Raw genomic sequence first — 12,761 nt, 5'->3', positions numbered from 1 at the left:
TTACTCGTCGCCGAGTTCGACGTAGGTCGTTTCGATGATGCGGCTGTCGCCGTTAAGCCGCTCGATGATCTCCTGTGGCGGCTGTTCGTCGAGATTGTAGACGGACAGGGCCTCCCCGCCGATGGTCTCGCGGCCGTTGAACATCCCGGCGATGTTGATATCGGCCTCGCCCAGAACCGTCCCGATGAAGCCGATAGTGCCGGGCTCGTCGCGGTTGCGGACGACCAGCATATGCCCGTGGGGGACGGCCTCGATGCGGTGGTCATCGATACGGACGATGCGGGGCTCCTCGCCGCCGAACTGGGTCCCACAGACGGAGACGGATTCCTCGCCGTCGGAGACGGTGACGGTGATGAGGCTCTGGTAGTCTTCGGAGGTTCGGGTCTTGGACTCGGTCACATCGATGCCACGGTCCTTGGCAATCTGCGGGGCGTTGACGGCGTTGACCTGCAGGTCCGAGGGCGCGAACACACCCTTCAGCGCGCTGGCGGTGACGTACTCTACGTCTTCCTCGGCGATGTCGCCGGCGTAGGTGACCTGCACTTCGGACATATGGCCGCCGAACAACTGGACCGCGATGCGGCCGGCGGTGTCGGCGAGGTCGAGGTACGGCCCGACCTGTTTGAACGTCGCCTCGTCCAGCGACGGCGCGTTCAGGGCGTTGGCGACGGGCTGGCCGTTGGCCGCGGCGATGATCTGGTCGGCCGTGGAGGTGGCGACGTTCTCCTGTGCCGCCTCCGTCGACGCGCCCAGGTGGGGCGTGACGATGATGTCCTCAACGTCGAGCAGTGGGCTGTCATCGGGCAGGGGTTCCTCGCCGAACACGTCGAGCGCTGCGCCCTTCAGGACACCGTCTTCGACCGCTTCGGCCAGGGCCGGCTCGTCGATGATGCCGCCGCGGGCACAGTTGACGACGTAGCCGCCGTCGAGCAGGGCGAGTTCGTCCTCGCCGATCATGTTCTCGGTTTCGGGGGTCAGCGGCGTGTGGATCGTGATGAAGTCGGACTTGGCGAGACAGTCCTCAAGGTCATCGACCAGTTCCGCGCCGAACTGGTCGGCGCGCTCCTGACTGATGTACGGGTCGAACGTGACGATGTCCATGCCGAGGCCGCCCAGCCGTTTGGCGACCTGCTGGCCGACGCGGCCGAAGCCGACGACGCCAAGCGTCTTGTTGTTGACTTCCGTGCCGAGGAACTCGCCTTTGGCCCATTCACCGCTTTTCAGGCGGTCATGGGCCTGTGGGATGGACCGGGCAGTGGCAAACGCCATTGCGACGGAGTGTTCTGCGGCGGCGCGGACGTTGCCTTCGGGGGCGTTGGCGACGATGACGCCGTGATCCGTGGCGGCGTCGATGTCGATGTTGTCGACACCGATACCGGCCCGGCCGACGATGATGAGGTCGGACGCGGCCGCAAACACTTCCTCGGTGACCTCGGTGCCCGAGCGGACGATGAGCGCGTTCGCGTCGGCCACCGCGTCGAGGAGCGCGTCGCCCTCGACCTCGTAGGCAGTTTCGACGTCGTGGCCCGCCTCACGGAGTCGCGTGAGACCGGCATCAGCGATAGGGTCCGTAACGAGTACCTTCATACCGAATCGAACTTACTGGGGCGGCATAACGCTTGTTTTCTCCGTCCGAACGACTGCGTGCGGACACTCGGGGCGGAGCGACCGCGCCGCTGATAGGGTGTCCTGCTTGGTGGGACCGTCAGGGAAAAACAAACCGACAGACAGCGACCTACCGCCAGGCCGGGAGCGAGGCGGCGTCCGCGAGCGGGGTTGTGAGATAGGCGTCGTCTCGGGTCACGTCAGCGACGATAAACTGGTCCGTTGGACCCTCTTCGACGGACGCCATGATGTCTCCGTCCGCGGCCATCTCAACCGGAGCGACAGTATCCGACTCCATGCATGATAATATGTAACAACCATATAAAAACTTAGCGAAACCCATAGAGGGGAAGAGTATGATCCAGAGCCAACTGTCTGACAATAGTTCGTGTCTTGTCAATATTGGGAAGAGATGGTCCGTGAGCTAGCACCGATAGTGCCTTATACTTCAACCATCAGAGCCTGTCTCCGTGATTCTATTCATACCCAGATGCGGAACAACAATATGGCAGAAGACGTAGTTGTTTCCCAGAACGGTACAGTCCCCCGGGTTTCCGAGATGGCGTCTGCACGGTCGTCGGCGATAGCCGATGGCCGCCGGGCGTGCTACCCGGATGCCGAAAACGGACGGATGTTAAGGACTTAGTAGATGCGGGAAGGAAGTTCTGGCAGTATGAACGTCGCAGACGCTATGACGCCACGCTCGGAGGTTGTCACGGTCACCATTCCCGGTACCCGTGATGACGCACTGGAGTACCTCCAGGAGCAGGCCTTCTCGTCGGTCCCGGTCATCAAGGAGACCGACGATGGCGAGGAGTTCAGAGGGATTATTTCACGCGATGCGCTCATCGAGAGCCCCGACGAAGACCAGCTAGCCCTGCTCGTCGAGGAAGTCCCAGCGATCAGCGGGGACACGTCTATCGAGGCTGCCGCACAGGTGATGGTCGAGGACGGCGAGCGACGCCTCCCCATCGTCGACGACCGCCTCGAAGGGATCATCACAGTGACCGACGTGATTCGGTCCATCGCCAACGGCGACGTCAACGGCGACAAGGTCGTCGGTGAACTCGCTAACCGCGACATCAACTGCGTGTACGAAGGCACGCCGCTGACCGTCGCCGAACGGGAGCTTTCCCACGCGAACGTCCCATACGGCGTCGTGCTCGGCGACGACGGCGATATGTCGGGGATGCTCACCGAGGTCGACATCATCGCGGTCGCCCGCGTCGTCGAGGGTGAGGACGACACCGGCGACTCCATCGCCAACCAGGACGACGACTGGGCCTGGGAGGGCATCAAAGCCGTCGGCGGTCGGTACATGCCCACCCGCAACGTCGAACTCCCGGCTGAGCCCGTCCGCGAGTTCATGACCGCCGACGTCGTGACGGTGAACAAGCGCCGCACCGCTGAGGAGGCGGCACAGCTGATGATCGAGCACGACATCGAGCAGATCCCGCTGCTGTCTGGTGACGAACTCACCGGCATCGTACGGGATATCGACCTGCTGCGAGGCCTATGAGCGAAGGCGAACGCCTCACCGAGCTGGCCAAGCGTCGCGGCTTCTACTTCCCCTCGTCGAGCGCCTACGGCGGTGCTGCGGGCTTCTGGACCTACGGGCCACAGGGCGCTGCGCTGAAATCGAATATCGAGGACGCCTGGCGGGACCGCTACGTCGTCAAGGAGGGGCACCAGGAGATCTCCGCCCCCGACGTGATGCCCGAACCCGTCTTCGAAGCGTCGGGCCATCTCGACGGCTTCGACGACATGATCATCGAATGCGGCGAGTGTGGCGCGACCCATCGCGCCGACCACCTCGTCGAGGACAACACGGATATCGAGGAGGCCGAATCGCTCCCCAACGAGGAGGTCATGGATCTCATCGCCGAGCACGGGATCGAATGTCCCTCCTGTCAGACGTCCCTGGCCGACCAGCCGGTCGACAACTTCAACCTGATGTTCGAGACCAACATCGGCCCGGGGTCGTCGTCGCCGGGGTATCTCCGGCCGGAGACCGCACAGGGCATCTTCGTGGAGTTCCCGCAGCTCTCCGAGTACGCCCGGAATCAGCTTCCCTTCGGCGTCGCCCAGATCGGGAAGGCCTACCGGAACGAGATCTCCCCGCGGAAGTCCCTCGTCCGCGTCCGGGAGTTCACCCAGGCCGAACTCGAACACTTCATCGACCCCGAGGAAGACGAACCGCCGCTTGCTGAGGTGGCGGACGTGACGCTGCCGCTGTACTCCGCCACAGAACAGCAGGCCGAGGACGGCGGCCAGCGCGAACTGACTGTCCGCGAGGCTGTCGATCAGGGTATCGTCGAGAGCGAGTGGGTCGCCTACTACCTCGGCGTCTCCAAAGAGTGGTACGAGCGCATCGGCGTCGACATGGAGCGCTTCCGGTACCGCCAGCACCTCGCTGGCGAGCGCGCTCACTACGCCTCTGACTGCTGGGACGCAGAGAGCGAGGTCGACGGCGACTGGATCGAGATTACCGGGTTTGCCTACCGGGGCGACTACGACCTCTCGAAACACGCCGATCATTCCGGCGAGGACTACACGGTGTTCAAGCAGTACGACGAGCCGATTACCGTCGAACGCGCCACCGTCGACCCCGACATGAGCTACCTCGGGCCGGAGTTCGGCGGCGACGCCGGCGCGGTCGCCGACGCGCTCGAAGCGCTGGCCGAGCGGAATCCGGACGCCTTCGACGACGACGAGGTTACCGTCGAGGTCGACGGCGAGTCCCACACCGTCCCCGTCGACAAGACGAACTTCAGCATCGACGAGGTCACCGAGAACGGCGAACACATCCGCCCACACGTCGTCGAGCCGTCGTTCGGCGTGGGCCGGATCATCTACACCGTCCTCGCACATTCCTACGAGTCCGACGAGGTCGACGGCGAGGAACGGACATACCTCGACCTCCCGCCGGAACAGGCTCCGACGACGGTCGGCGTCTTCCCACTGATGGACAAGGACGGGATGGCCGACCTCGCGACGGACATCGCCGACGACCTCCGGGCCGCCGGCCTCTCGGTCACCTACGACGACTCCGGGGCCATCGGCCGCCGGTACCGCCGACAAGACGAGGTCGGCACGCCCTACTGCGTGACTGTGGATTACGAAAGCCTAGAGGACGACGAGGTCACCGTCCGCGAACGGGACACGACCGAACAGAAACGGCTCCCCATCGACGGGCTCGCCGACCAGCTCGAACGGCTCGCGAGCGGCGACCTCACCTTCGACGACCTGTAGATGGCCGACGAGGTATCCCGGCGGCTCGTCCACGTCACCGGCGCGGCGGTCCCGCTCGCGCACCTGCTCCGGCCGGAGCTGATTACGTGGCGCGTCGTCCAGGGATTCCTGGCCGTGGCGCTGGTCGTCGTGTGTGTGCTCGAAGCGGTGCGGCTGACGACCGGACTGGACTGGGTGGTGTACGACCGACTCACCCGCGAGTACGAGCAGGACAACCCCGCCGGCTACGCGCTGTACATCGTCGGAATAGCCATCGTCGCCTTCGCCGTCGAACTCCCGAGTATGAGCGTAACGGTCGCCGTCCCGGCGATGTTGATGCTTGCTATCGGCGACCCCATCAGCGGCCTGCTGGGCTCCAGCGATGCCAGCAACGTCAAACAGGCCTGGGTCCTGCTGGTGATGTTCGGCGTCTGTACGCTGCTCGCCGCTCCCTTCGTTCCCCCCGCCGCCGCCATCCTTGGTGGCGTCGCGGCGACGTTCGCCGACGGCGTCAAGCCACGCATCGCCGGCTACGTCATTGACGATAACTTCTCGATTCCAGTGCTCGGCGCGCTGGCGATGTGGGTCGGCGTCCAGTACCTGCCCGGAATCGGCCTGTAATTCCCGCTGTTCACTTTCACCCTGGTATCTGAACCCTTAACCACCGGCAGGACAAACGCGTGGGTAATGGCGACCACCGACGCCGGTGGCGAACACGTCGAACGCCCGCTGGTGACGCCGGAGTTCCTGGAGAACCGCCGCTACCAGACCGAACTGGCGGAGACGGCGAGCGCCGGCCACACGCTCGTCTGTCTACCGACCGGACTGGGCAAGACGACCGTCTCGCTGCTGGTGACCGCTGAGCGGCTCAACGCCGTCGGCGGAAAATCCCTCATGCTGGCCCCGACGAAGCCGCTGGTGCAGCAACACGCCGAGTTCTACCGCGAAGCGCTCGAACTGGACGACGAGGACGTCGCCGTGTTCACCGGCGAGGTCCGACCCGACGACCGGGCCGCGCTCTGGGACGACGCCCGCATCGTCATCGCGACGCCACAGGTCGTCGAAAACGACCTCGTGGGCAACCGCATCTCCCTTGCCGACGTAACCCACTGCACCTTCGACGAGTGTCACCGAGCGACCGGCGACTACGCCTACAACTACATCGCCGACCGCTACCATGCCGACGCAGAGAACCCGCTGGTAACGGGGATGAGCGCCTCCCCCGGAGACGACGAGGAAGCCATCCTCGAGGTGTGTGAGAACCTCGGTCTGTCCGACGTTGCCGTGATGACCGAAAACGACGCCGACGTGGCCGAGTACACCCACGACACCAGCGTCGACTGGAACCGCATCGAACTCCCCGAGGTCGTCGTGGAAATCCGCGACGCCATCAACGAAGTCATCAAAGACCGCCTGTCGCAGTTGAAAGAACTCGGGGTGACGAACAAGTCCTCGGCGGACATCTCCGAGCGTGAAATCCAGCAGATTCAGGGCCAGTTGCGGGACCTGATGAACAACGACCAGAGCGAAGGGTATCAGGGGATGAGCCTCCTCGCCGAGATCCGGAAGCTCCGGACCGCCGTCACCTACGTCGAGACCCAAAGCGTCGAGTCCCTGCGGCGGTACTTCGAGCGCCTGAAGGAAGCCGCTCGGTCTTCCGGGGCGTCCAAGGCCGACCAGCGCCTTGTAAGCGAGCCGAAGGTCCGCGAAGCGATGCGGAAAGCCGAGTCCTACAACGACCTGCACCCGAAGTTCCGCCAGACTCGGATGTTGCTCGCGGAGACGCTCGGTATCGAGAACGGCGAGCGCGTCATCGTGTTCACCGAATCCCGCGATACGGCTGAGACGCTCGTTGACTTCCTCTCGGACCACTTCACGACACAGAAGTTCGTCGGACAGAGCGACACTGACGGCAGCGAGGGAATGACACAGACCCAACAACAGGAGACGCTGGACCGGTTCCGCAACGGCGAGTTCGAGGTGCTCGTCTCGACGTCCGTAGCCGAGGAGGGGCTGGACGTGCCCGAGGTCGATCTGGTGCTGTTCTACGAGCCGGTGCCGACCGCGATTCGGGCCATTCAGCGGAAGGGCCGAACTGGACGACAGGCCGAGGGTCGCGTCGTCGTCCTGCTGGCCGAGGACACCCGCGACGAGGCGTACTTCTGGAAGGCCCGCAACGACCAGAAGCGGATGAAACGCGAGCTGAACGAACTCAAAAGCGTCGCCGGCGAACTGGAGGCCCGCCTCGACCAGACCGGTCTCGACGAGTACGAGGACGCCGAGGGGACCGCTTCGAGTGGAACCGACGAAGCGGAAACCGCCACACGGCAGTCGGGCTCCACTGGAAACAGGAGGGGTAGCACAGCTAACAAGTCTGCCGATGGGAGCGACAGCGGGGACGGCCAAGCCGGGCTGGACGCCTTCGCGGCGGAGTCGTCTGCGCCGGACGACGAGGAGGCTGGTGGCGGAGAGCAGGACGAGGCGACCGACGACGAGGGAACGGTCGCTACTGCCGGCCGCGACGCCGAGGACGACCCCGTCGAAATCGTCGCCGACCAGCGGGAACTCGACTCGAACATCGCCCGGGACCTCTCGACACGGGACGGTATCGAGACCCGACTCGAAACGTTGGCCGTCGGGGACTACGTCCTCTCGGACCGGGTGGTCATCGAGCGAAAGACCGTCGCTGACTTCATGGACACGCTGACTGGCGGGGACCGGTCGATGTTCGAGCAGGTCGGGGACGCCACGCGAAACTACGGCCGGCCCGTCGTCATCATCGAAGGCGAGGATCTTTTCGGTGCGCGAAACGTCCATCACAAGGCGATTCAGGGGGCACTCGCGTCGCTTGCGGTCGATTTCGGCGCGAGCGTCCTCCGGACTAGCGGCGAAGACGAGACCGCCGACCTGCTGGAAGTCATCGCCGGACGGGAACAGGAGGTGGCCGACCGCGAGGTGAGCGTCCACGGCGAAAAACAGTCCAAGACGCTCCCCGAGCAACAGGAGTACGTCGTCGCTTCAATCGCCGAAGTCGGGCCGGTGACCGCGCGCACGCTGTTGGAGTCCTTCGGGAGCGTCGAAGCGGTGATGACCGCCGACAAAGACGACCTGCTGGACGTGTCCGGTATCGGCGATATAACAGCCGACCGGATTCGGGAAGTCATCGCCAGCGACTACGAGCCCTAGAACCGCGCTGCATCCAGCGCTTCCGCTGCTTCTCGGGCCGCCTGCAGATGTTCGCGAGCCTCGCGTGGGTTCTCGGTCGCGGCCGCGCGCTCGGCGAAGCGACGGGCGGTTTCGGCCAATGACGCCGACGCCGCATCCATGTTCGCCGCGATATCGTCTGTGTGACTATCGGTCGACTGGGTCTGTCGAGCGGAAACAGGGGGGTTCTGTGACGCTGTCCCACGCGGCTGGTCGTTGGCAGTTCGTCCGCTAGGCTCCGACGAAGTCCCTGTTCGAGCAGTCTGTGGCGCTGGCTCCGAGTGGTCGGACTGCCGAGTCGACTGAGCACCCCCCGCTTCAGGTGGAGCGGTCGAGTCGTCCGTCGTGTCCGGCGCACTCGCAGCCGCCTCGTCACCATCACCGAACTGGACGCGGGCCTCGTCGCTGGGGTCGGCAACCTCGATCTGGTCACCGTCGTCGGCCTGGCCCCCCTGTTCGTCGGTAGCCGACGGATCAGCGCCGTTTTCCTGCGTGTCGCGAGCGACCGGCTTCTGGCAGGTCGGGCAGAACTCCTGGCCGTCGTAGCGGAAGATGGGGTCGCCACACTCGCTGCAGTGGGCGTTCGTCATCGTCGCGCCCTTCAACAGGAGTTCGCTCATTTGCTCGGTCGCCGCCCGGTTGTCCTCCTCTTTTTCGAACTTCTCGCGGAGTTTCTCGCGTTCGGCTTCCTTGTCGAAGTCGCTCATACGTGTCACAACGCCACGGGGCTGAAAACAGTTTACGGGTGCGAGACGTCGATACTGCCTGAACGATGCGCGGCGGAATCGGGGTTTCGACACGTTTAACGTTCGCGCCCGAGCCATTTCGAATGGTATGACAAAGGTAAGCGTAGTCGGCGCAGCCGGAACGGTCGGCGCAGCCGCAGGGTACAACATCGCGCTCCGTGACATCGCTGACGAGGTCGTCTTCGTGGACATCCCGGACAAGGAAGACGACACGGTCGGGCAGGCCGCTGACACGAACCACGGCATCGCCTACGATTCGAACACGCGCGTCCGCCAGGGCGGCTACGAGGATACCGCTGGCTCGGACGTGGTGGTCATCACGGCCGGGATTCCTCGCCAGCCCGGCCAGACCCGGATCGACCTCGCGGGCGACAACGCGCCCATCATGGAGGACATCCAGTCCTCACTGGACGAACACAACGACGACTACATCTCGCTGACCACCTCGAACCCCGTCGACCTCCTCAACCGCCACCTCTACGAGGCCGGCGACCGCTCGCGCGAGCAGGTCATCGGCTTCGGCGGCCGGCTGGACTCCGCGCGGTTCCGCTACGTCCTGAGCGAGGAGTTCGACGCGCCGGTCCAGAACGTCGAAGGAACGATCCTCGGTGAACACGGCGATGCACAGGTTCCCGTGTTCTCAAAGGTCCGCGTCGACGGGACCGACCCCGAGTTCAGCGGCGACGAGAAAGAGCAGCTGCTCGGCGACCTGCAGGAATCGGCGATGGACGTCATCGAGCGCAAGGGCGCGACCGAGTGGGGGCCAGCCCGCGGCGTCGCACACATGGTCGAAGCCATCCTCCACGACACCGGTGAAGTGCTGCCGGCCTCGGTCAAGCTAGAGGGCGAGTTCGGGCACGAGGATACTGCCTTCGGTGTCCCGGTCCGTCTCGGGAGCAACGGCGTCGAAGAGATTGTCGAGTGGGATCTCGACGACTACGAGCAGGACCTGATGGCCGACGCCGCCGAGAAGCTCTCCGACCAGTACGACAAAATCGCGTAACCCGACACCGATCGCGACTGTCGGGTTTCGGGACGGCATCCGTCCCGAGCTATCTTTTCGCTCCACTATCGGCGTGAGAGACGTAGCTGTAACTGCGAGTTGCACTCCCCGACGAACCACGACGTTACGCGGGTTCGTCCTGGTCGTCAAGCAAATCGCTGTCGCGCCCATCGTCGTCGATATCAGCACCGAGGAGTGACGCCCACTCTTCGAGGTGTGACTCCGATGTCGAGAGTTCTCGGTGGCTCATGGCGTTATCCGAAGCATCCACGGCATATTATATAATGGTTGTGCCCGCATTGATACGTAATGCTGTATGCAGCGGTTCTACGGGGTAATCCGGGATTGGGGAATCAGGAAAAGCGCCGAGAAAACCGTGGCAATCAGTCGGAGCGAATAGTTTCCGGGACCTGAATAGAGTAGTGCCCGTCTTCCTGCAGCGCGATGATGTATTCCTCGCGGTCGTACAGTTCCATCAGGTTCAGTTCGTACTGGCCGGGTTCCAGTACCTTGATCGACTCGAACTGGTCGTTGAGTTCCGCGCGCAGTTCCTCAAGATCGGGGCGGTCCTCGCGGTCTGGTTCCGCCGGTGGGTCGGGGTCTGCACCGACAGGGCGGAACTGGTGTTCTGATTCGGACGCAGACGGCGCGTCGGATGGGAGTTCGTCCGGTTCGACAATATCACCGCGAGCACTGGCCTGGGCTGAATCCTCAGTCGCAGACGTGCGGTCGGGTTCGGTCGACGGCGAGCCGGACGTGTGGGATGGGTCACTCGGCTGTGCATCAGCCGACCGGTCGGCGTCGAGATGGGACTGCTCGGCAGGACGGTCCCCGTCCGTAGTGGAGCCACTGACGAAGTCGCGCACCGAGGCGGCGGTCTTGCCGACGGTGCGGGCGACAGTGCTGTCAGGTCCCGGTGGTTCCGGTGGCTCCGCATCCGGGGCCTCAGAGATGTCGGCCCCTTCGGGCTGGTACTGGAACTTGTTCCCGCCGCAGTTGGGACAGCCCGAGAGCATCTCCTTCGACCCGTCGTCGAAGCCACGGCCACAGTCCGTACACTGGTGGGGCATTATTTCCGGGAGACGAGGGCGCTGATGAGCGTTTCGTCCTTGTGGAGCGTCTCTATCTGGTTCGCCGGCCCGATGACCGTCAGCTTCTGGGTCGACTGCTTGCCCATCAGCCGGTCGAGGATGCTAGCGTCGGCAGCCTCGGACTTGGGGTAGGTCTCGATTTCGATGCCGTTGAATTCGTCGGGGCTGATTTCGGTCATCGTCACTTCGATCAGGCGGGACTCCTCGTCCGGGGAGAGTCCCTCTTCGAGGATGACGATGTTGCCGTCACGGACCCCGTCGAGAATCATTCGGATCTTCTCCATCGAGGCCAGCCCGGCCATACGTTCGCCGCTGATGAGGTCGATCTGGACGCCGTCGTCTGGGTCTTTGACTTCTGCCATTATATCACCCGAAGTACTCCGCGATTTTGTCGTAGACTTCGTCCATGTTGTCGCCCTCGAGCGCCGACAGCGGAATCGTCTCGTGCTGGGGGTAGGCGTTTCGAATGCGTTGAACCGAAGACTCCTCCAGATCGATCTTGTTCGCGAGGATCAACACCGGAAGGTCCTGACTCTCGATGATTCCGATGAGCATGGTGTTGACCTGCGTGAACGGATCGGTCGCGGAGTCCAGCACGTAGATGACACCGTCGACGTCCTCGCGGAGCCAGTGCATCGCTTCGGCGACGCCCTCGGTCGCTTCGCGGGAGCGACGGACGGCGTCGTCTTTCTCCATGTCGTGTTCGAGGAACTCGGTGTAGTCGACCTTCGTCGTCACGCCCGGCGTGTCGACGATGTCGATTGTCACTTTCTTCCCGTCGCGTTCGATCTCGACGTTCTCCTTTCGGCGCGCACGACGAGTCTCGTGTGGAACGTGACTCTCTGGACCGACGGCGTCGCCAGTCCAGTCCCGTGCGATGCGGTTTGCCAGCGTCGTCTTGCCGGCGTTCGGCGGGCCGTAGATACCGATTCGCTTCGGATCCTCTTCGGAGAACAGCGTCGATGCCGCGCGTGAGATGCTATCTTTGAGGTTTGTTAACAATCCCATCCTATCCTCCCGCCGCCCGGAGTCGTCCGGTATGGCGGCTCTGCCCGTAAAAGATAGGCGAATTCACTTAAGCCTACGTCAGACATGAGTTTCCTTTTTGACACGAGAGGGCATATCATGGTACAGACCAACGTGTGGCGTTGCTACGGATGTGGTACGGTTGGCCGGGAGCTGTTCGGGTGGAGTCTGATCATCCGAAACCAGACGATTCGGATTGGGGTGTACCATCCTAGCCCCCCACCCCTTCGTTTCAGGTGGAACGCCACATACCCCTGGGGTGGGGTGGGAGAATTGCCGGTCGAATCGGGAGCGCACCAGTTGTTCAGATCGGTGCGACTCGTGACTTCGCTAGCTAGAGTGGCCTAGACACTAGAAAACCGTACACTATCCCCTACTAGCTATTTGTTTTATCTAGTGCGGGTTTGATTTATAGGATACCATATTAAATCTTTCCCCTTACTAGAGAACATTATCGGCCACCCCCACCCCCTCCCCCGGGCCTGTTTCCCGTTCCACCGGAAACAAAGGGGTGGGGGGGTTGGCCCGTTACGGTCACTTTGTCCTGCAGTCCCTCCGTGATACCACCACTCGTGTTCACACAGCGTACCAGCTCCTGGACCCTCCTCATGGCCCCCTTTCGCCCCCCATTCACTACCCCGCCGTACCATGTTCACCGTCCCCAGCGAGACTGAAGCTATAGTCCTCTTTACGACAACAGTACCCACCCGACAGAAACAATCAATATAACAACATATATCTTTCATGGGTGGTGTACCGAAATATTTAATATCGACTCACGGTACGGTTCATGTGGTTCAACTGGACGCACCGGAGAGCGCTGATGCTCACTAACGACGGCACTGACGCACTCCT

Annotated in this window: 12 protein-coding genes; 5 read left to right on the top strand and 7 right to left on the bottom strand. The window is 63.2% G+C overall.

The window, feature by feature from the left end:
- The gene (gene serA / locus AV059_RS07610; RefSeq protein WP_058993588.1) at positions 1 to 1,587 is read right to left on the bottom strand and encodes a phosphoglycerate dehydrogenase; all 1,587 of its coding nucleotides are present in this window, start codon (positions 1,585 to 1,587) and stop codon (positions 1 to 3) included.
- Between the two features lie 148 nt (positions 1,588 to 1,735).
- Positions 1,736 to 1,903: a hypothetical protein gene (locus tag AV059_RS22340; RefSeq protein ID WP_167320669.1), complete on the bottom strand. Its 168-nt coding sequence runs from the start codon at positions 1,901 to 1,903 to the stop codon at positions 1,736 to 1,738.
- Positions 1,904 to 2,278: 375 nt separating this feature from the next.
- On the opposite strand from AV059_RS22340, the gene AV059_RS07605 reads away from it, so the two are divergent.
- The 4 genes from AV059_RS07605 to AV059_RS07590 all read left to right on the top strand — a co-directional run bounded on the left by AV059_RS07605 (position 2,279) and on the right by AV059_RS07590 (position 8,022).
- The gene (locus tag AV059_RS07605; protein ID WP_058993585.1) at positions 2,279 to 3,124 is read left to right on the top strand and encodes a CBS domain-containing protein; all 846 of its coding nucleotides are present in this window, start codon (positions 2,279 to 2,281) and stop codon (positions 3,122 to 3,124) included.
- Positions 3,121 to 4,857 carry a glycine--tRNA ligase gene (gene glyS, locus AV059_RS07600; RefSeq protein WP_058993583.1) on the top strand — a complete coding sequence of 579 codons (1,737 nt, stop codon included), beginning with the start codon at positions 3,121 to 3,123 and terminating at the stop codon, positions 4,855 to 4,857. The genes AV059_RS07605 and glyS overlap by 4 nt, the downstream gene beginning before the upstream one ends.
- Positions 4,858 to 5,457, top strand: a complete 600-nt coding sequence (locus AV059_RS07595; protein WP_058993581.1) for a hypothetical protein — start codon at positions 4,858 to 4,860, stop codon at positions 5,455 to 5,457.
- Positions 5,458 to 5,523: 66 nt separating this feature from the next.
- On the top strand, positions 5,524 to 8,022 hold the full coding sequence (locus tag AV059_RS07590) for a DEAD/DEAH box helicase (protein WP_058993580.1): 2,499 nt from the start codon (positions 5,524 to 5,526) through the stop codon (positions 8,020 to 8,022).
- Here the strand turns inward: AV059_RS07590 and AV059_RS07585 are convergent.
- Complete coding sequence (locus AV059_RS07585; protein ID WP_058993578.1) at positions 8,019 to 8,747, bottom strand: Sjogren's syndrome/scleroderma autoantigen 1 family protein; 729 nt, start codon at positions 8,745 to 8,747, stop codon at positions 8,019 to 8,021. The two genes, AV059_RS07590 and AV059_RS07585, sit on opposite strands and share 4 nt — an antisense overlap.
- A gap of 127 nt (positions 8,748 to 8,874) precedes the next feature.
- Here AV059_RS07585 and mdh point away from each other — a divergent pair, with 127 nt between their 5' ends.
- A complete protein-coding gene (mdh, locus tag AV059_RS07580) occupies positions 8,875 to 9,789 on the top strand; it encodes a malate dehydrogenase (RefSeq protein ID WP_058993576.1) in 915 nt (304 codons plus the stop codon).
- 124 nt (positions 9,790 to 9,913) lie between these two features.
- Here mdh and AV059_RS22950 read toward each other — a convergent pair whose 3' ends face one another.
- From AV059_RS22950 to AV059_RS07565, 4 genes are all read right to left on the bottom strand, one after another.
- Positions 9,914 to 10,039 (bottom strand): hypothetical protein, encoded by a 126-nt coding sequence (locus tag AV059_RS22950; RefSeq protein ID WP_255356111.1) that lies wholly within the window; start codon positions 10,037 to 10,039, stop codon positions 9,914 to 9,916.
- A 133-nt stretch (positions 10,040 to 10,172) separates the two neighbouring features.
- On the bottom strand, positions 10,173 to 10,859 hold the full coding sequence (locus AV059_RS07575; protein WP_058993574.1) for a Zn-ribbon containing protein: 687 nt from the start codon (positions 10,857 to 10,859) through the stop codon (positions 10,173 to 10,175).
- Positions 10,859 to 11,242: a DUF2073 domain-containing protein gene (locus AV059_RS07570; protein WP_004517591.1), complete on the bottom strand. Its 384-nt coding sequence runs from the start codon at positions 11,240 to 11,242 to the stop codon at positions 10,859 to 10,861. The genes AV059_RS07575 and AV059_RS07570 overlap by 1 nt, the downstream gene beginning before the upstream one ends.
- A gap of 4 nt (positions 11,243 to 11,246) precedes the next feature.
- A complete protein-coding gene (locus AV059_RS07565) occupies positions 11,247 to 11,888 on the bottom strand; it encodes an Era-like GTP-binding protein (protein ID WP_004590329.1) in 642 nt (213 codons plus the stop codon).
- Positions 11,889 to 12,761 lie beyond the last annotated feature (873 nt).

Source organism: Haloarcula sp. CBA1127 (assembly GCF_001485575.1).
Lineage (GTDB): Archaea > Halobacteriota > Halobacteria > Halobacteriales > Haloarculaceae > Haloarcula.
The sequence above is the reverse complement of the archived record's forward strand: the minus strand, read 5'-3'. Positions and strand labels throughout refer to the sequence as shown.